This is a genomic window from Enterobacter sp. 200527-13 (assembly GCF_027924865.1).
GTDB lineage: Bacteria > Pseudomonadota > Gammaproteobacteria > Enterobacterales > Enterobacteriaceae > Enterobacter > Enterobacter ludwigii.
This window is the reverse complement of record NZ_BSCM01000003.1, coordinates 382,200-400,048: the sequence shown is the minus strand read 5'-3', so window position 1 is coordinate 400,048 and position 17,849 is coordinate 382,200. Positions and strand designations below refer to the sequence as shown.

The window sequence follows — 17,849 nt, the reverse complement described above, 5'->3', positions numbered from 1 at the left end:
ACTTTTCTGAAGTGTGATGTAACGCAATTCGTTACATATTTCATTGGCTATAGTCATTTCGCAGAACATCTTTTAACCAACAATAAACACCCCTACGAGGACGTTCATATGTGGAAGCGCTTACTTCTTGTCACAGCAGTTTCGGCAGCCATGTCGTCTATGGCGATGGCCGCCCCTTTAACCGTAGGTTTTTCCCAGGTCGGCTCTGAATCCGGCTGGCGAGCGGCAGAAACCAACGTTGCGAAAAGCGAGGCCCAGAAACGCGGTATCACCCTGAAAATCGCCGATGCGCAGCAAAAACAGGAAAACCAGATCAAAGCCGTGCGGTCATTTATCGCCCAGGGCGTTGATGCCATCTTTATTGCGCCGGTTGTGGCTACAGGCTGGGAGCCGGTCCTGAAGGAAGCGAAAGACGCTGAGATCCCGGTTGTTTTGCTCGATCGTTCCATTGATGTAAAAGACAAATCTCTCTATATGACCACCGTCACCGCCAACAACGTTCTCGAGGGCCAATTAATTGGTGACTGGCTGGTGAAACAGGTGGATGGCAAGCCGTGTAACGTCGTTGAGTTGCAGGGGACCGTCGGGGCGAGCGTGGCCATCGATCGTAAGAAAGGCTTCGCGGAAGCCATCGCCAAAGCGCCAAACATTAAGATTATCCGCTCTCAGTCCGGCGACTTTACCCGCAGTAAAGGTAAAGAGGTCATGGAGAGCTTTATCAAGGCTGAAAACAACGGCAAGAACATTTGCATGGTTTACGCCCACAACGATGACATGGTGATCGGGGCTATCCAGGCCATCAAAGAAGCGGGGCTGAAGCCGGGCAAAGATATCCTCACTGGCTCTATCGATGGCGTGCCGGATATCTATAAAGCGATGATGGACGGCGAAGCGAACGCCAGCGTGGAGCTGACGCCAAACATGGCTGGCCCGGCATTCGATGCGCTGGAGAAATTCAAGAAAGACGGCACCCTGCCTGAAAAAGTGACGATCACCAAATCGACGCTCTACCTGCCTGACACCGCGAAAGAAGAGTTAGAGAAGAAGAAAAATATGGGCTACTAAGGCCTTTTCCCTCGCCCCTTACCCCCCTCCTCTCCCCTGAGGGGAGAGGGTATACAAGGGCGGGTAGACTGGCATGAACATTTCCCTCTCCCCAACCGGGAGAGGGCGAGGGTGAGGGGGAAACATGACCGACACACAACACCAGGAAATCCTCCGCACAGAGGGCTTGAGCAAGTTTTTCCCCGGTGTAAAAGCGCTGGATAACGTTGATTTTAGCCTGCGACGCGGTGAGATTATGGCGCTGCTGGGAGAGAACGGTGCGGGAAAATCGACGCTGATTAAGGCACTTACCGGCGTTTACCATGCCGATCGCGGCACAATCTGGCTAGAAGGCAACGCCATTTCGCCAAAAAACACCGCCCATGCACAACAGCTGGGGATTGGGACGGTTTACCAGGAAGTGAACCTGCTGCCGAATATGTCGGTGGCGGATAACCTGTTTATCGGCCGTGAGCCAAGACGCTTCGGCCTGCTGCGACGCAAAGAGATGGAAGCGCGGGCCACCAGGCTGATGGAATCCTATGGCTTCTCCCTGGACGTTCGCGAACCGCTGAACCGTTTTTCCGTCGCGATGCAGCAAATTGTCGCGATTTGCCGGGCGATCGATCTCTCCGCGAAAGTGCTGATCCTTGATGAGCCTACCGCGAGCCTTGATACCCAGGAAGTTGAAATGCTCTTTACCCTGATGCGCCAGCTGCGCGATCAGGGGGTAAGCCTGATCTTCGTCACCCACTTCCTCGATCAGGTGTATGAGGTCAGCGATCGCATCACGGTGCTGCGCAACGGCAGCTTTGTCGGCTGCCGCGAAACCCGCGAGCTGCCGCAGATAGAGCTGGTCAAAATGATGCTGGGCCGCGAGCTGGAAACCAACGCGCTTCAGCGTGCAGGCCGCACGTTGCTCAGCGATAAACCGGTCGCGGCCTTCAGCGATTTTGGCAAAAAAGGGGTGATCTCGCCCTTTAATCTGGACGTGCGGCCCGGTGAAATTGTCGGGCTGGCGGGCCTGCTGGGTTCCGGGCGCACCGAAACCGCCGAGGTGATCTTCGGGATCAAACCTGCGGACAGCGGCAGCGCGCTGATCAAAGGTAAACCGCAGACCCTGCGATCGCCGCATCAGGCCTCCTGCCTGGGCGTGGGCTTCTGCCCGGAAGACAGGAAAACCGATGGCATAATTGCCGCCGCCTCGGTGCGGGAAAATATCATTCTGGCTCTGCAGGCGCAGCGCGGATGGCTACGCCCCATCCCGCGGAAAGAACAAAACGCCATAGCCGAGCGATTTATCCGTCAGCTCGGTATTCGTACGCCGAGCGCTGAACAGCCCATTGAATTTCTCTCCGGTGGCAACCAGCAGAAGGTATTGCTGTCACGCTGGCTGCTGACTAAACCCCAGTTCCTGATCCTCGATGAACCGACGCGCGGTATCGACGTCGGGGCGCATGCCGAAATTATCCGGCTTATCGAAACGCTGTGTGCAGACGGTCTGGCGCTGCTGGTTATTTCATCCGAGCTGGAAGAGCTGGTGGGGTATGCCGATCGCGTCATCATCATGCGCGATCGTAAGCAGGTGGCAGAAATCCCGCTGGATAAACTGTCCGTTCCGGCAATCATGAATGCCATCGCGGCGTAAGGAGTTAATCGTGATGCCCCGTTCGCTTCCGCAAACCGGTGCAACCAGGCGCCGCTTCACCTGGCCTACCGGCACGCCGCAAATTATCGCGTTGCTGCTGGTGCTGCTGATCGATAGCCTGGTCGCCCCGCATTTCTTTCAGATTATCGTGCAGGATGGCCGGCTGTTTGGCAGTCCGATAGACATTTTAAACCGTGCCGCCCCGGTGGCGCTTCTGGCCATTGGTATGACGCTGGTGATCGCCACCGGCGGGATTGACCTCTCTGTCGGTGCGGTGATGGCCATCGCCGGCGCCACGGCAGCGTCCATGACCGTCGCCGGGCACAGCCTGCCGGTGGTGCTGCTGGCTGCATTAGGTACCGGGGTGCTGGCCGGACTGTGGAACGGCATTCTGGTGGCGGTCCTGAAAATTCAGCCGTTTGTCGCCACTCTCATCCTGATGGTGGCCGGACGCGGTGTGGCACAGCTTATCACCTCGGGTCAGATTGTGACCTTCAACTCCCCCGGGCTGGCATGGCTTGGCAGCGGTAAACTGTTCTTCTTCCCGACGCCGATCGTTATTGCGCTGGTCACATTAGTCGTGTTCTGGCTCTTTACCCGTAAAACGGCGCTGGGCATGTTCATTGAAGCGGTCGGGATTAACATCCGTGCGGCGCGAAACGCCGGGGTTAATACACGGCTGATGGTTATGCTGACCTACGTGCTGAGCGGCATTTGCGCCGCCATTGCCGGGGTGATCGTCGCGGCGGACATCCGTGGTGCGGATGCCAACAACGCCGGGCTATGGCTGGAGCTGGATGCGATCCTGGCGGTGGTTATCGGTGGCGGATCGCTGATGGGCGGGCGGTTTAATCTGCTGCTCTCGGTGATCGGCGCGCTGATTATTCAGGGTATGAATACCGGGATCCTGCTCTCCGGTTTTCAGCCGGAACTCAACCAGGTGGTGAAAGCGGTGGTCGTGCTCTGCGTGCTGATCGTCCAGTCGCCGCGCTTTGTCAGCATCATTAAAGGGATCCGTGGCCATGATAAAACGTAATTTACCGTTAATGATCACCCTGGGCGTGTTTGTGCTGGGTTATCTCTACTGCCTGACGCAATTCCCGGGCTTTGCCTCTACCCGGGTGATTTGCAACATTCTGACGGATAACGCCTTTTTAGGCATTATCGCCGTTGGCATGACCTTTGTGATCCTTTCCGGTGGGATCGATCTCTCGGTTGGGTCGGTGATCGCTTTCACGGGCGTATTCCTCGCAAAAGCGATCGGTTTCTGGGGGATCTCGCCGCTGCTGGCCTTCCCGCTGGTGCTGGTGATGGGCTGCGCGTTTGGCGCCTTTATGGGGCTTTTGATCGACGCGCTGAAAATTCCGGCTTTTATTATCACCCTCGCCGGCATGTTCTTCCTGCGCGGCGTGAGCTACCTGGTCTCGGAAGAATCGATTCCGATTAACCATCCTGTCTACGACACGCTCTCCAGCCTGGCGTGGAAAATCCCCGGCGGCGGTCGTCTGAGCGCAATGGGGTTGCTGATGCTGGGCGTGGTGGTGGTGGGGATCTTCCTTGCCCACCGTACCCGGTTTGGTAATCAGGTCTATGCCATTGGCGGCAGTGCCACCTCGGCAAATCTGATGGGGATCTCCACCCGCAGCACCACAATCCGCATCTATATGCTCTCGACCGGACTGGCGACGCTGGCGGGGATCGTCTTCTCGATTTATACCCAGGCGGGTTATGCCCTGGCAGGCGTCGGGGTGGAACTTGATGCCATCGCCTCGGTGGTGATTGGCGGCACGTTGCTCAGCGGCGGCGTTGGCACGGTGCTGGGGACGCTGTTCGGCGTGGCGATCCAGGGACTGATCCAGACCTATATCAACTTTGACGGCACGCTCAGTTCATGGTGGACCAAGATCGCCATTGGCATTCTGTTGTTTATTTTTATCGCTCTGCAGCGCGGCCTGACGGTGCTCTGGGAGAACCGACAAAGCTCGCCTGTTACCCGTGTAAACACTTCAGTAACAGAGCCATAACACGCTGAATTTGCTTAAAGTCTAAACATTTTCCGGTAGCGGCCGATACTCTTTTTTTATGCCCAGAAATATCTCGCTACCGGAAATAATATCATGCTTAAAACGCTATCGATTCGTACCGGCTTGCTCTCTTTACTGGCCGTTATGACCCTTCTGCTGCTGATTGTCAGCGGCATTGGCATTTATGCCCTCACACAAAGTTCTTCTTCACTCCAGCGCATCAACCACCTTCAGGGTGAGCAGATGGTGCAGCTTAATTCTGGCTATACCCTGATCCTGCGCGCGCGTAATGAAGCGGGTCAGGCGGTCCGGATGATGGAAATCGGCATGCTGGATGACGCGGCCAAATCGGTGAAAAACATCAATCAGGAGATTGCCCAGGCCCGTAAAACGCTGAAAGGCGTGATCGACGGCGGGGTGGCGGATGAGCAGGGACAAAAATTGCTGGATAAGGTGGCCGCGAGCCTGGCGACCTATAACCAGCAGGGGATCGACCCGATGCTGAAAGCCCTGAACGATCAGAGCGCAGACAGCTATTACGATCTGCTTGAGAACACGCTGATCCCGGTGGCGGCGCAGTTTGATAATGATATGCAGGTCTTTCAGAAATGGAGCGAAGCGCGCGGGAAAGCGGAAGTGAAGGCCGTGCAGTCGAGCAAAAACCGGGTACTGATCCTGATCGTGGTGGCCGCGCTGCTGACGGCTGGCATTATTGTGCTGGCGTGGCTGGTACTGCGTCACATGCTGCTCAAACCGCTTTCGGCCTCCATTGCTCAGCTGGAGAACGTGGCGGCGGGCGATTTAACCCATACGCTGAATGACCCGGCGAGCCAGGAGTTTAACCGCCTGAACGCGGCCATTGAGGGGATGCGGCAGTCTTTGATGAACTCGGTTTTACGGGTACGTGATGCCAGCTCGCAAATTGATACCGGCAGCCGCGAGCTGACGGCGGGGAACATGGATCTTGCCCAGCGCACGGAATCCACCGCGACATCGCTTGAGCAGACGGCCGCCAGCATGGAAGAGATCACCGCCACGGTGAAACTCAATGCAGACAACGCCGAGCAGGCGCACCAGCTGGCGAAATCCGTGTCTGACACCGCCGATCACGGCAGCGAAATGGTCTGCTACGTCATTGAAAAAATGCGTGATATCGCCGGCAGTTCGGCACGCATCGCCGATATTCTGAGCGTCATTGACGGCATTGCCTTCCAGACCAATATTCTGGCGCTGAACGCCTCGGTGGAAGCGGCGCGCGCGGGTGAGCAGGGGCGCGGGTTTGCCGTTGTCGCCGGTGAAGTGCGAAACCTCGCCAGCCGCAGCGCTGACGCAGCAAAAGAGATCCGTTCGCTTATCAGTGATTCTCAGACCCACGTAAACGAAGGCAGCGAGCTGGCGCAGCAGGCTGGCGAAACGATGGATGAGATCGCAACAGAAGTACTGCGCATGACCAAACTGATGCGCGAGATTGCGACCGCGTCCCAGGAGCAGAGTCGCGGCATTGAGCAGGTGAATATTGCCGTGAATCAGATGGACGAAACCGCGCAGCAGAATGCGGCGCTGGTCCAGCAATCTTCTGCCGCGACGCGCTCGCTGGAAGAGCAATCGCGTCAGCTGATGGACGCCATGGCATCATTTAAACTGACGGCTCAGACAGCGGCATAATATTTTCCCGCCCCGGCGCATTCTGTGTCGGGGTTTTATGTGTCGCTGAATTTAATGCGCCAATATTATCGTGAATGTCGCCCATTAATATTTCCAGAGACTGGGTTAATGCTAATGCATTTTCAGTCGGCTCAAGATATAACCCTTTGCGGAAAAATAGCGGCTCGTCAAACAGCTGATTAAAGCGTTTTAATGCCAGACTCACCGCGGGGCGCGACATCTCCAGACGTACGGAGGCTTTTGCCATACTGCCGCAACGGACCACTTCAATAAAAACAGGGATAAGATTTAAATCAATGCCGGTATTAGCACGGGAATAATTTTTCATGACGATTAGGCTCCAGGAAATATTTGTCAAACTGTTATGGAAATAATGCAGGAGCAAAACCGAATATTAAAGCGTGTTTTTTATAAACACTTATACGGTAAAATATATAAATGAAGCGGGGAGCCTGAAGGGCTCCCCGTGTTATGGGTTATGCGTCCGGATACTCACGGATAAAACGTTCAACGTCATCAACCATATGGGTGTTGCCGACAAAGAACGAACGACGCTGGTGCAGGCTTTCCGGCACGATGTCCAGAATACGCTCTTTACCGTCGCTCGCCTTGCCGCCAGCCTGTTCGGCCAGGAACGCCATTGGGTTGCATTCATACAGCAGACGCAGCTTGCCGTCAGGGTGGCTTGCCGTGCTTGGGTAGAGGTAGATACCGCCTTTCAGCAGGTTGCGGTGGAAGTCAGCAACCAGCGAGCCGATATAGCGGGACGTGTACGGGCGCTGAGTGGCTTTATCTTCTTCCTGGCAGAACTTGATGTATTTCTTCACGCCGTTCGGGAATCGGATGTAGTTGCCTTCGTTGATGGAGTAGGTGTTGCCCTTCTCCGGGAAGCGCATACGTTCCTGGCTCAGGCAGAAAACGCCCAGCGAGGGATCGTAAGTAAAGGCGTGAACGCCGCAGCCCGTGGTGTACACCAGCATGGTGGAGGAGCCATAAACGACGTAACCGGCTGCCACCTGGTTACTGCCCGGCTGCAGGAAATCTTCCTCTGTCACCGGCGTGCCAACAGGCGTGACGCGGCGGTAGATGGAGAAAATGGTACCGACAGAAACGTTAACGTCGATGTTAGAGGAACCGTCCAGCGGATCCATCAGCACAACGTATTTAGCGTGTTCACACCCTTCGAAAACGACAATTTCATCTTCTTCTTCGGAGGCGATACCCGCCACGATGTCGCGCGCGCGCAGTGCAGCTTTCAGTTTTTCATTTGCGAACAGATCGAGTTTCTGTTGAACCTCGCCCTGAACGTTCTCGGCACCGCTGGCACCCAGGATATCGACCAGACCGGCCTTGTTGATATCACGGTGGATGATCTTAGCGCCCAGCTTTATTGCCGACAGCAAAGCAGTGAGTTCACCCGTAGCATGAGAAAACTCGTGCTGCTTTTCGACAATAAATTCACCTAACGTTTTCATAACACTTTCCCTGCATCTTTGTGAGTAGAGCGATTGTATGTTCACTAAAACGACTAAAGCCCAACAATCTTAACAAACATTCAAATATTAGCGCAGAGGTGAATCGCGCCAGCAATATACGGATTTACCTGAAATGCGTTTCGCTGTCGCTGACATGTGAGTAAAATGTGCGCCACATTGAAGAAGGATAGTGACGTATGCGCATTCATATATTGGGGATTTGTGGCACTTTCATGGGCGGACTGGCAATGCTGGCGCGCTCTCTGGGCCATGAAGTGACAGGTTCGGACGCCAATGTGTATCCGCCGATGAGCACGCTTCTGGAGAAACAGGGCATCTCTCTGATTCAGGGATACGATGCCAGCCAGCTGGATCCTGAGCCGGATCTGGTGATCATTGGCAACGCCATGACCCGCGGTAATCCGTGCGTTGAGGCGGTTCTGGAACGCAACATTCCGTTCATGTCTGGCCCGCAGTGGCTGCATGATTTCGTGCTGCGCGACCGTTGGGTCGTTGCCGTAGCCGGAACGCATGGCAAAACCACGACCGCCGGAATGGCGACCTGGATCCTCGAAGCCTGTGGTTATAAGCCAGGTTTTGTAATCGGGGGTGTACCGGGTAATTTCGATGTTTCTGCGCGTCTGGGTGACAGCCCGTTCTTCGTGATCGAAGCCGACGAGTATGACTGCGCGTTCTTCGACAAGCGCTCCAAGTTCGTGCACTACTGCCCGCGGACGCTGATCCTCAACAACCTTGAGTTCGATCACGCCGATATTTTTGACGATCTGAAAGCGATTCAGAAACAGTTCCACCATCTGGTGCGCATCGTTCCGGGTCAGGGCCGCATCATCCTGCCGGAAAACGACATCAACCTGAAGCAAACCCTGGCGATGGGATGCTGGAGCGAGCAGGAGCTGGTGGGCGAGCAGGGACACTGGCAGGCGAAAAAACTCAACGCGGATGCCTCCGAGTGGGAAGTGCTGCTCGACGGTGAGAAAGTGGGTGAGGTGAAGTGGGGCCTGGTGGGCGAGCACAACATGCACAACGGCCTGATGGCGATTGCCGCGGCACGTCATGTGGGCGTTCAGCCTGCGGATGCGGCGGATGCGTTAGGCTCGTTCATTAACGCCCGTCGTCGTCTGGAGCTGCGCGGTGAAGCCCACGGCGTCACGGTGTATGACGATTTTGCGCATCACCCGACCGCCATTCTGGCGACGCTTGCAGCTTTACGCGGCAAAGTCGGCGGGACCGCCCGCATTCTGGCCGTGCTGGAACCGCGTTCGAACACCATGAAAATGGGCATCTGCAAAGACGATCTTGCGCCATCCTTAGGGCGTGCCGATGAAGTCTTCCTGCTGCAGCCGCAGCATATTCCGTGGCAGGTGGCCGAAGTGGCCGATGCCTGCATTCAGCCTGCGCACTGGAGTGCGGATGTGGATGCGCTGGCGGATATGGTGGTGAAAGCCGCACAGCCTGGCGATCACATTCTGGTGATGAGCAACGGCGGTTTTGGCGGGATCCATCAGAAGCTGCTGGACGGTCTGGCGAAGAAAGCGCAGGCGGTCGCAGAGTAAAAAAAAGCCCGGTAGCGTTCACGCTTACCGGGCTTTTTCTCCCTCGCCCACAGGGAGAGGGGCGGGGTTAAGGGCACTCAACGATGCTGTGCTTACTCTTCGTTTTCAGACAGCTCACGCAGATACTGGAAAATCAGGCGTGCAGACTTCGGCGGCTTGTTCGCTTCTTTCTCTTTCTGGGCATTGCGGATCAACGAACGCAGCTGCTGGCGATCGGCATCCGGCCACAGGTTCAGTACTTCCGGTACCGCATCATCACCTTGTTCAATCAGACGATCGCGGATCTGCTCAAGCTTATGGAACAGCGCAACCTGCTGGTTGTGGCGGTTTTTCAGTTTGTCCAGCGCCTGGCGGATCGGTTCAACGTCACGCTGACGCAGCATTTTACCGATAAGCTGAAGCTGACGGCGACGGCCTTCTTTCTTGATTTTCTGTGCCAGTTCAATGGCATCGCGCAGATCCTGGTCGAGCGGGAGTTTATCCAGCGCGTTTTTACCCAGTTCTACCATTTCCGCGCCAAGCTGTTTTAACTCTTCGGCGTCACGTTTAATTTCACTTTTACTGACCCAGATGATCTCATCATCTTCGTCTTCGATGTCATCACCGGGAACGTCGTCGAGCCAGTCTTCGGGCTGCTTAGTCATGTCAGGCTCCTTAAAAAAGAGGCTAATGTTACCAGTTAAGACGCGCACTGAAAAACGGTTCTCTGTTAGACTTCAATTAACTCTCTCTTACAGTATGGCATTTGCGATGAAAGTAACCTCACAAGTTGAAGCGCAGCGTAAGATTCTGGAAGAAGCCGTCTCCACCGCGCTGACGCTCGCTTCAGGTAAATCAGATGGCGCCGAAGTGGCGGTAAGCAAAACCACCGGCATCAGCGTCAGCACCCGCTACGGCGAAGTGGAAAATGTAGAATTCAACAGCGATGGCGCCCTGGGGATCACGGTTTATCACCAGAATCGCAAAGGCAGCGCGTCATCGACCGATCTCAGCCCGGATGCCATTGCCCGTACGGTGCAGGCTGCGCTGGATATTGCGCGTTACACCTCGCCCGATCCTTACGCCGGCGTTGCCGACAAAGAGCTGCTGGCATTCGATGCCCCGGATCTCGATCTTTTCCACCCGGCGGAAGTGACGCCGGACGAAGCGATCGAACTGGCTGCCCGTGCCGAGCAGGCGTCTCTGAAGGCCGATAAACGCATCACCAATACCGAAGGCGGAAGTTTTAACAGCCACTACGGTATCAAAGTGTTTGGTAACAGCCACGGGATGCTGCAGGGCTACTGCTCAACGCGTCATTCGCTCTCCAGCTGCGTTATCGCTGAAGAGAACGGTGATATGGAGCGTGATTACGCCTACACCATTGGTCGCGCGCTGGGCGATTTGCAGTCTCCTGAGTGGGTTGGCGCAGAATGCGCGCAGCGCACGCTGTCCCGTCTGTCGCCACGTAAACTCTCCACCATGAAAGCCCCGGTCATTTTTGCCAATGAAGTGGCGACCGGCCTGTTTGGCCACCTGGTGGGGGCGATTGCCGGGGGCTCCGTTTACCGTAAATCGACGTTCCTGCTCGACTCGCTGGGCAAGCAGATCCTGCCGGAATGGCTGACCATTGAAGAGCATCCGCACCTGCTGAAAGGGCTGGCCTCGACGCCGTTCGACAGTGAAGGTGTGCGCACCGAGCGCCGCGATATCATCAAAGACGGCATTCTGACGCAGTGGCTGCTGACCAACTACTCTGCGCGCAAGCTGGGGCTGAAAAGCACCGGTCACGCGGGCGGCATTCACAACTGGCGAATCGCGGGTCAGGGCCTGAGCTTTGAGCAGATGCTTAAAGAGATGGGTACCGGTCTGGTCGTCACCGAGTTAATGGGCCAGGGCGTAAGCGGCATTACCGGCGATTATTCGCGCGGCGCGGCGGGCTTCTGGGTTGAGAACGGTGAAATTCAGTATCCGGTTAGCGAAATTACCATCGCCGGCAACCTGAAAGACATGTGGCGCAATATTGTTACTGTCGGTAACGATATTGAAACACGTAGCAATATACAGTGTGGTTCAGTCCTCTTACCGGAGATGAAAATCGCCGGGCAGTAATACCCGTAAAGGCGTTTTAATAATAAAAAAGGAAGTGAGCAATGCGTAAACACCTGTTAGCGATCGTCGCAGCGTCAACGCTGGTTCTTGGTTCTTCTGCGTTTGCTGCCGATCTTGAAGACGACATGGGCATCCTCAGTGAAAACCTGAAGGTGGTGCAGAAAACGGACAATGCGGCGGAAATGAAAGGCGCATTGACCAAAATGCGTGAAGCGGCACTGGACGCGCAGAAATCCACGCCGCCAAAGCTGGAAAATAAAGCGGCAGACAGCGCTGAGATGAAAGACTACCGCCACGGCTTTGACGTGCTGGTCGGTCAGATTGACGGTGCACTGAAGCTTGCCAACGAAGGCAAAGTGAAGGAAGCCCAGGCGGCAGCTGACCAGTTTGTGACCACGCGTAATACCTATCACAAAAAGTATCGTTAATTCCCGGTACGCGCTTTCCCCGTGCGGGGGCGGTTAATCGCCCCCGCATGTTTGCTCTCCGGGCATAAGAAAACCTTATCCACCTCACATATTTGCACGCCTGCCCATAATCTTTTTCGCTCCCACGCCCCCTTAATTGCCGTCAGATAGCGTGATATTCATCACGTAAATACAGTGATTTATCTATATTCAGCATATTTATGTGGCACAGATCACTGCCGGTGCTCGCCTTTCCACTTCGAAGTGGAAAACAACTCGCTACAAACAATTCCCCCCCAACGTTAGTTTTATTCCAGAGCCATTAACGGGGTAAGACGAGTGATTAACGGAGCGGTAATGAACGACGTTGGAGATCAGGCGGTGCAAACAGAGCAGCTCGCTAACACCATGCTGGCGCAGGTGTATGCCCTGCTGGCCCGGCACAACATCATCCCCAACGCAGTACAGGAACAGATGCTCACCTCCCACGTTCGCGCGATGGCGCACCGGTCCGTGACCGGCGAGCCGCTGCCGGAGGTTGAAGCCGAGCTGTTCGACGAAATTTCTCCCGATTCAATGCGGCTTGCCCGTGAAGTGGTCGCGCAGTTTGGCAACCTTCCTGATGAAGAGGCCTGGCTGCTCTCCGTTCACTTCGAAGTCGCGAAAGACAACCTTTAAGGAGCAACACATGGAACAGATTACAGTCGTGATTGGCGATCGCCTGGGTAAAGGTCAGAAAGTGGCGGCAGGCGTTGAAAAAGCCGGTGGACGTGCGGTTGTCGTGCCGGGTGTGGCGGCAGACATGAAGCTCGGTGACGTGATGAAAGCGGAAAATGCCACCTTCGGCATCTCCTTCTGCGGCAGCGGCGGCGCGGGTGCCATCACCGCACAAACCAAATATGGCTACAAAGCCAAATACGGCATGCGTTCAGTGGATGAAGGCGTCACCGCCATCAATGAAGGCTGCAATGTGCTGGGCTTTGGCTTTATGGATAAAGAAGAGCTGGGTGAGCGTCTGGTTCAGGCGTGGCAGAAGAAACACGGCGCATAAGCATGAAAGAACAGTTCACAACCACGGTGAGAGTGAAGGGCAAAGGCGACGCTAAAGCGCGCGCCTTTGCTGATGCGCTCAACCACGTTCAGGCCGCGGTGATGAAAGCCTCACCGCATATCTTACTGCGTATTGAGCCACAGGATGTGCAGGTCGTTCAGGCGCAAGAAGCGGTGCGTAAAGAAGCTTTTCTGTTCTTCTTTCTGCGCCGGGAAAGACGCACCTACAGCGTGGAGCTGGATGTGACCGTCAACGTGACTGCCATCAATCTCGACCAGGTGGATTTCGTCACGCAACGCTGATTATTCATAAAAGGGCAGACTGATGTTCTTAATTATATTAATAAAATCGCTCATCATTGGCGGCCTGGTTGGCGTCGGTGTGGGGGCCGGGGCTGCACGCATGTTTCATGCGCCTACCACTCAGGGTATGGGCGCGTTTCGTACGTTGGGGGAACTGAACTCCTGTGAAGGGGATCCGGCTTCTCACTTCTCCTTTGGGTTAGGCTTCTTCTTTAACGCCTGGGCCTCTTCCGTGGCCGCAGGGGCATTCACACAGGACGTTGACCACCGCATCATCCCGAACTGGGGTGCTGCAGCACTGATGATTAAAAACCGTAACGTCGGCGAAACGCTGCACGATCCGCGCAAAATGGCGATTGCCTGCGGCGTAATCGGCATGATTGTCGTCACCTTCCTTAACCTCACCGCCTCTTCTGTTCCGGCTGCGCTTCAGGTAACCGCCGTGAAGGTGCTGGTGCCTGCGGCAAACCTGCTGGTCAACACCGTGATGCCGGTGATCTTCTGGCTGGCCGCCATCGATGCGGGTAAAAAATCGGGCTTCTGGGCCACCATTTTTGGCGGCGCGGCGCAGCTGATCATGGGTAACGCCGTACCGGGTCTGGTGCTGGGTATCCTGATCGGTAAGGGCGTTGAAGAGAGCGGATGGAACCACGTCACCAAAGTGATGATGGCGGCCATCGTGGCGCTGTTCGTGCTGAGCGGTTTCTTCCGTGGCTTCGACATGAAGATGATCGAATCCTTCCATCTTACCGTGCCGAACTGGCTCGACATGATCCACAACGCGCTCAGCGGTAAATAACAGGAGCCTCGACATGGAACAGAATAAAGGTTTTTGGTATGCCGACTGGTCGTTCCCGATCTTCGTTGGCCTGCTCTCTTCCGGTGTTTTCGCCGGGACGCATATGTACTACCTCTACGGCATCGGCGCGTTCAACGAAGTGGCCTTCGTGGCGATGCTGAAAGCGGGGATGGATACTGGCGTTTACGGCGCGGTGGCGGCGTTCGGTGCGAGCTTCCTGTTCGCCCGTATTATCGAAGGGTCGCTGGTCGGTATCCTTGATATCGGCGGGGCGATCCAGACCGGGGTGGGCCTCGGGGTTCCGGCGCTGCTGCTGGGTGCGGGCATCATGTTCCCGGTGACCAACTTTATCGCCGCGCTGATCACCGGCCTGGTGATTGGCCTGGCAATTGGCTACGTCATCATCCTGGCGCGTAAGTTCACCATCAATCAGAGCAACTCCACCTACGGGGCGGACGTGATGATGGGGGCCGGTAACGCCTCCGGTCGTTTCCTCGGGCCGTTGATTATCCTCAGCGCCATGACCGCCTCCATTCCTATTGGCGTCGGCTCTCTGGTGGGTGCGCTGCTGTTCTATATCTGGCAGAAGCCGATTACCGGTGGCGCCATTCTCGGTGCAATGATTCTGGGCTGGCTGTTCCCGGTCGCCCTTTAATGCCCGCGGGCGCCCCGGCGCCCGCCTTATCAGGAGATCCTCATGTTCGATTTACTCCTGCGCCGTGCGCGCCTCACCGACGATACCCTGACCGATATCGCCATTCAGGACGGAAAAATCGCGGCGCTGGGCGACATTACCGCGGCCGCCCGCAAAACGGTTGAGTTGAACGGTGAAGTGTTCGTCAGCGCAGGCTGGATTGACTCCCACGTTCACTGCTACCCGAACTCCCCTATTTATCACGACGAACCGGACAGCGTGGGCATCGCCACCGGCGTGACCTCGGTGGTGGATGCCGGCAGTACCGGCGCGGATGACGTGGACGATTTTTATGAAATCACCCGTAAAGCCTCAACCGACGTTTATGCCTTACTGAACATCTCCCGCGTGGGGCTGATTGCCCAGAACGAACTGGCCAATATGGCCAATATTGATGCGAAGGCCGTGAAGCAGGCCGTTACGCGCTACCCGGATTTTATCGTTGGCCTGAAAGCGCGCATGAGCAGCAGCGTGGTCGGCGAAAACGGCATAACGCCGCTTGAGCGCGCGAAAGCCATCCAGGCAGAGAACGGCGACCTGCCGCTGATGGTGCACATCGGCAACAACCCGCCCAACCTCGATGAAATTGCCGACCTGCTCAGCTCAGGCGACATCATCACCCACTGCTACAACGGCAAGCCGAACCGCATTCTGACGCCATCCGGTGAACTGCGTGCGTCCATCACCTCCGCCCTGAAACGCGGTGTACGCCTGGACGTCGGACACGGTACGGCGAGCTTTAGCTTTGAGGTGGCGAGACGCGCCATTGCGATGGGCATTCTGCCACACACCATCAGCTCGGATATTTACTGCCGCAACCGCATTAACGGCCCGGTAGGGTCGCTGGCAAGCGTGATGTCGAAGTTTCTCGCCATCGGCATGTCGCTGCCGCAGGTGATTGAGTGCGTCACCGCGAACGCCGCCGACGGGCTGCGTCTGACGCACAAAGGCCGTATTCAGCCAGGTCTAGATGCTGACCTGACGCTGTTCACGATAAAACGCCAGCCAACGCTGCTGGTGGATGCTGAAAATGACAGCCTGCAGGCTGAACACATTCTGGTGCCGCTTGCCGCCATCCGCGCAGGCAAAGGCTACATGACCGAACAAGGGAGCACGGAACATGCCTTCGATTTATGAGAAGTATCACTTAAAGCAAGTCATCAACACCTCAGGCCGTATGACGGCGCTGGGGGTTTCCACGCCGCGCCCGGACGTGGTGCAGGCGGCGATGGATGGCATGAATCACTATTTTGAGATGAAGGATCTGGTCAACAAAACCGGCGAATACATCGCGAAGCTGCTGGATGTGGAAGGGGCGACGGTGGTCTCCTGCGCGTCAGCGGGCATCGCCCAGTCCGTGGCGGCGGTGCTGGTCAAAGACAGCGACTGGCTGCTGGAGAACCTGCACGTCACTCCGATTGAGAACAACGAAATCGTGCTGCCGAAAGGCCATAACGTTAACTTTGGCGCACCGGTAGGCACCATGGTGGCGCTGGGCGGCGGCAAGCTGGTGGAAGCGGGCTACGCGAACGAATGCTCCGCCGACCAGCTGGCGGCGGCCATCACGCCGCGTACCGCGGCCATTCTTTACATCAAGTCTCACCACTGCGTGCAGAAAAGCATGCTCAGCGTAGAGCAGGCGGCGGTGGTGGCGCGTAAGCACGATCTGCCGCTGATCGTGGATGCGGCCGCGGAAGAAGATCTTCACGTTTACTATCGCTCCGGTGCCGATCTGGTTATCTACAGCGGTGCGAAAGCGATTGAAGGGCCAACCAGCGGGCTGGTGATCGGCAAAACGCAGTATGTTGAGTGGGTGAAACGCCAGACGGCGGGGATTGGCCGCGCAATGAAAGTGGGTAAAGAGGGGATCCTCGGCCTCACCTGTGCCATCGAACACTACCTGACGGCGACCAAAGAGAGCGGCGAAGAGATGGTGGCGAAGATGACGCCCTTTATTGACGCGCTTAATACCCTTAACGGCGTGACGGCACGCGTGGTCTGGGACAGTGCCGGTCGCGATATCGCCCGTACCGAGATTAAGTTTGATGAAGCTACCACCGGTGTTGGCACCGGCGACCTGGTGACCGCACTGAAGCAGGGCGAGTACGCCATTTATTTCCGTGGCTACAAGGCCAACGAAGGGATTATCGAAGCGGACGTGCGCAGCGTGAATGCCGATCAGCTGAACATTGTTTATCGCCGCATGAGTGAAGTGTTAGGACAGGAGAAAAAGGCATGAAACTGACCCCCAACTTTTACCGTGACCGCGTCTGCCTGAACGTGCTGGCAGGATCGAAAGCCAACGCCAGCGCCATTTACGAGGCGGCGGAAGGCCACGTGCTGGTGGGCGTGCTCTCCAAAAATTACCCGGATGTCGCCAGTGCGGTTGCCGATATGCGCGACTACGCTCAGCTTATCGATAATGCGCTCTCTGTGGGCCTCGGCGCGGGCGATCCGAACCAGTCCGGGATGGTCAGTGAGATCGCCCGTCAGGTGCAGCCGCAGCACGTTAACCAGGTGTTCACCGGCGTGGCAACCAGCCGTGCGCTGCTGGGGCAGAGTGAATCCGTGGTCAACGGCCTGGTCTCTCCGACCGGCACCGTTGGCAAGGTGAAAATCTCCACCGGTCCGCTGAGCAGCACGGCGCCGGACGGCATTGTGCCGGTTGAAACCGCGATTGCCCTGCTGAAAGATTTTGGCGGAAGCTCCATCAAATACTTCCCGATGGGAGGCCTGGCGTGTCGGGACGAATACCAGGCAGTGGCGGAAGCCTGCGCCCGTCACGATTTCTGGCTGGAGCCGACCGGTGGGATCGATCTGGAGAACTATGAAGCGATCCTGCAGATCGCCCTTGATGCGGGCGTGAGTAAAATCATTCCGCATATCTACAGCTCGATTATCGACAAAGCCAGCGGCGACACGCGTCCGGAAGATGTGCGTACGCTGCTGGAGATGACGAAGAAGCTGGCTAAGTAGTCTTTACCCCTCACCCCGGCCCTCTCCCCAAAGGGGAGAGGGTGTAATCGTCCCCTCTCCCCTTTGGGGAGAGGGTTAGGGTGAGGGGCAAAAACCGCA

Annotated in this window: 19 protein-coding genes; 16 read left to right on the top strand and 3 right to left on the bottom strand. The window is 56.4% G+C overall.

Features of this window, described 5'->3' with window-relative positions; all coding sequences use genetic code 11:
* The first annotated feature begins 108 nt into the window (after positions 1-108).
* The 5 genes from ytfQ to QMG44_RS13985 all read left to right on the top strand — a co-directional run bounded on the left by ytfQ (position 109) and on the right by QMG44_RS13985 (position 6,381).
* Positions 109-1,065: a galactofuranose ABC transporter substrate-binding protein YtfQ gene (gene ytfQ / locus QMG44_RS14005; RefSeq protein WP_020882912.1), complete on the top strand. Its 957-nt coding sequence runs from the start codon at positions 109-111 to the stop codon at positions 1,063-1,065.
* A gap of 124 nt (positions 1,066-1,189) precedes the next feature.
* Positions 1,190-2,692, top strand: coding sequence for a galactofuranose ABC transporter, ATP-binding protein YtfR (gene ytfR / locus QMG44_RS14000; protein ID WP_020882911.1), 1,503 nt, complete (start codon positions 1,190-1,192; stop codon positions 2,690-2,692).
* A 10-nt stretch (positions 2,693-2,702) separates the two neighbouring features.
* Positions 2,703-3,728, top strand: coding sequence for a galactofuranose ABC transporter, ATP-binding protein YtfT (gene ytfT, locus QMG44_RS13995; RefSeq protein WP_025205793.1), 1,026 nt, complete (start codon positions 2,703-2,705; stop codon positions 3,726-3,728).
* Complete coding sequence (gene yjfF, locus QMG44_RS13990; protein ID WP_020882909.1) at positions 3,715-4,716, top strand: galactofuranose ABC transporter, permease protein YjfF; 1,002 nt, start codon at positions 3,715-3,717, stop codon at positions 4,714-4,716. Before ytfT ends, yjfF begins: the two co-directional genes overlap by 14 nt.
* 93 nt (positions 4,717-4,809) lie before the next feature.
* Entirely contained in the window at positions 4,810-6,381 is a 1,572-nt protein-coding gene (locus QMG44_RS13985; protein WP_025205790.1) for a methyl-accepting chemotaxis protein, read from the top strand.
* Here QMG44_RS13985 and QMG44_RS13980 read toward each other — a convergent pair.
* Positions 6,353-6,709, bottom strand: a complete 357-nt coding sequence (locus QMG44_RS13980; RefSeq protein WP_025205788.1) for a LysR family transcriptional regulator — start codon at positions 6,707-6,709, stop codon at positions 6,353-6,355. The two genes, QMG44_RS13985 and QMG44_RS13980, sit on opposite strands and share 29 nt — an antisense overlap.
* Before the next feature lie 148 nt (positions 6,710-6,857).
* Positions 6,858-7,856, bottom strand: a complete 999-nt coding sequence (fbp, locus tag QMG44_RS13975) for a class 1 fructose-bisphosphatase (protein WP_020882906.1) — start codon at positions 7,854-7,856, stop codon at positions 6,858-6,860.
* 197 nt (positions 7,857-8,053) lie between these two features.
* Between fbp and mpl the strand changes: the two genes are divergently transcribed.
* A complete protein-coding gene (mpl, locus tag QMG44_RS13970; protein WP_025205787.1) occupies positions 8,054-9,430 on the top strand; it encodes a UDP-N-acetylmuramate:L-alanyl-gamma-D-glutamyl-meso-diaminopimelate ligase in 1,377 nt (458 codons plus the stop codon).
* A gap of 92 nt (positions 9,431-9,522) precedes the next feature.
* Here mpl and yjgA read toward each other — a convergent pair whose 3' ends face one another.
* On the bottom strand, positions 9,523-10,074 hold the full coding sequence (gene yjgA / locus QMG44_RS13965; protein WP_014168373.1) for a ribosome biogenesis factor YjgA: 552 nt from the start codon (positions 10,072-10,074) through the stop codon (positions 9,523-9,525).
* Positions 10,075-10,168: 94 nt separating this feature from the next.
* Here yjgA and pmbA point away from each other — a divergent pair, with 94 nt between their 5' ends.
* From pmbA to QMG44_RS13915, 10 genes are all read left to right on the top strand, one after another.
* A complete protein-coding gene (gene pmbA / locus QMG44_RS13960) occupies positions 10,169-11,521 on the top strand; it encodes a metalloprotease PmbA (RefSeq protein WP_020882904.1) in 1,353 nt (450 codons plus the stop codon).
* 41 nt (positions 11,522-11,562) lie between these two features.
* Entirely contained in the window at positions 11,563-11,949 is a 387-nt protein-coding gene (gene cybC / locus QMG44_RS13955; protein WP_014168375.1) for a cytochrome b562, read from the top strand.
* Between the two features lie 318 nt (positions 11,950-12,267).
* Complete coding sequence (locus tag QMG44_RS13950; protein WP_014168376.1) at positions 12,268-12,606, top strand: glycine dehydrogenase; 339 nt, start codon at positions 12,268-12,270, stop codon at positions 12,604-12,606.
* A 10-nt stretch (positions 12,607-12,616) separates the two neighbouring features.
* Complete coding sequence (locus tag QMG44_RS13945; RefSeq protein ID WP_003830384.1) at positions 12,617-12,979, top strand: SFCGS family glycine-rich protein; 363 nt, start codon at positions 12,617-12,619, stop codon at positions 12,977-12,979.
* 2 nt (positions 12,980-12,981) lie between these two features.
* Positions 12,982-13,281: a DUF4312 family protein gene (locus tag QMG44_RS13940; protein WP_006810338.1), complete on the top strand. Its 300-nt coding sequence runs from the start codon at positions 12,982-12,984 to the stop codon at positions 13,279-13,281.
* A 22-nt stretch (positions 13,282-13,303) separates the two neighbouring features.
* Positions 13,304-14,080: a DUF4311 domain-containing protein gene (locus QMG44_RS13935; protein ID WP_014168378.1), complete on the top strand. Its 777-nt coding sequence runs from the start codon at positions 13,304-13,306 to the stop codon at positions 14,078-14,080.
* Between the two features lie 13 nt (positions 14,081-14,093).
* Entirely contained in the window at positions 14,094-14,735 is a 642-nt protein-coding gene (locus QMG44_RS13930; protein WP_014882285.1) for a DUF4310 family protein, read from the top strand.
* Between the two features lie 42 nt (positions 14,736-14,777).
* Entirely contained in the window at positions 14,778-15,911 is a 1,134-nt protein-coding gene (locus QMG44_RS13925; RefSeq protein ID WP_086533172.1) for an amidohydrolase/deacetylase family metallohydrolase, read from the top strand.
* A complete protein-coding gene (locus tag QMG44_RS13920) occupies positions 15,895-17,013 on the top strand; it encodes a DgaE family pyridoxal phosphate-dependent ammonia lyase (protein ID WP_014168381.1) in 1,119 nt (372 codons plus the stop codon). The genes QMG44_RS13925 and QMG44_RS13920 overlap by 17 nt, the downstream gene beginning before the upstream one ends.
* A complete protein-coding gene (locus tag QMG44_RS13915) occupies positions 17,010-17,750 on the top strand; it encodes a 2-dehydro-3-deoxy-phosphogluconate aldolase (RefSeq protein ID WP_059306432.1) in 741 nt (246 codons plus the stop codon). The genes QMG44_RS13920 and QMG44_RS13915 overlap by 4 nt, the downstream gene beginning before the upstream one ends.
* Positions 17,751-17,849 lie beyond the last annotated feature (99 nt).

What these genes read in the sequence shown, in the direction of transcription:
- QMG44_RS13925 (WP_086533172.1), top strand. Translation starts at nt 14,778, where the DNA reads ATGTTCGATTTACTCCTGCGCCGTGCGCGCCTCACCGACGATACCCTG.
- QMG44_RS13985 (WP_025205790.1), top strand. Translation starts at nt 4,810, where the DNA reads ATGCTTAAAACGCTATCGATTCGTACCGGCTTGCTCTCTTTACTGGCC.
- cybC (WP_014168375.1), top strand. Translation starts at nt 11,563, where the DNA reads ATGCGTAAACACCTGTTAGCGATCGTCGCAGCGTCAACGCTGGTTCTT.
- ytfR (WP_020882911.1), top strand. Translation starts at nt 1,190, where the DNA reads ATGACCGACACACAACACCAGGAAATCCTCCGCACAGAGGGCTTGAGC.
- QMG44_RS13935 (WP_014168378.1), top strand. Translation starts at nt 13,304, where the DNA reads ATGTTCTTAATTATATTAATAAAATCGCTCATCATTGGCGGCCTGGTT.
- fbp (WP_020882906.1), bottom strand. Translation starts at nt 7,856, where the DNA reads ATGAAAACGTTAGGTGAATTTATTGTCGAAAAGCAGCACGAGTTTTCT.
- QMG44_RS13945 (WP_003830384.1), top strand. Translation starts at nt 12,617, where the DNA reads ATGGAACAGATTACAGTCGTGATTGGCGATCGCCTGGGTAAAGGTCAG.
- mpl (WP_025205787.1), top strand. Translation starts at nt 8,054, where the DNA reads ATGCGCATTCATATATTGGGGATTTGTGGCACTTTCATGGGCGGACTG.
- QMG44_RS13980 (WP_025205788.1), bottom strand. Translation starts at nt 6,709, where the DNA reads ATGAAAAATTATTCCCGTGCTAATACCGGCATTGATTTAAATCTTATC.
- pmbA (WP_020882904.1), top strand. Translation starts at nt 10,169, where the DNA reads ATGGCATTTGCGATGAAAGTAACCTCACAAGTTGAAGCGCAGCGTAAG.
- QMG44_RS13940 (WP_006810338.1), top strand. Translation starts at nt 12,982, where the DNA reads ATGAAAGAACAGTTCACAACCACGGTGAGAGTGAAGGGCAAAGGCGAC.
- yjfF (WP_020882909.1), top strand. Translation starts at nt 3,715, where the DNA reads ATGATAAAACGTAATTTACCGTTAATGATCACCCTGGGCGTGTTTGTG.
- QMG44_RS13915 (WP_059306432.1), top strand. Translation starts at nt 17,010, where the DNA reads ATGAAACTGACCCCCAACTTTTACCGTGACCGCGTCTGCCTGAACGTG.
- QMG44_RS13930 (WP_014882285.1), top strand. Translation starts at nt 14,094, where the DNA reads ATGGAACAGAATAAAGGTTTTTGGTATGCCGACTGGTCGTTCCCGATC.
- QMG44_RS13920 (WP_014168381.1), top strand. Translation starts at nt 15,895, where the DNA reads ATGCCTTCGATTTATGAGAAGTATCACTTAAAGCAAGTCATCAACACC.
- yjgA (WP_014168373.1), bottom strand. Translation starts at nt 10,074, where the DNA reads ATGACTAAGCAGCCCGAAGACTGGCTCGACGACGTTCCCGGTGATGAC.
- ytfQ (WP_020882912.1), top strand. Translation starts at nt 109, where the DNA reads ATGTGGAAGCGCTTACTTCTTGTCACAGCAGTTTCGGCAGCCATGTCG.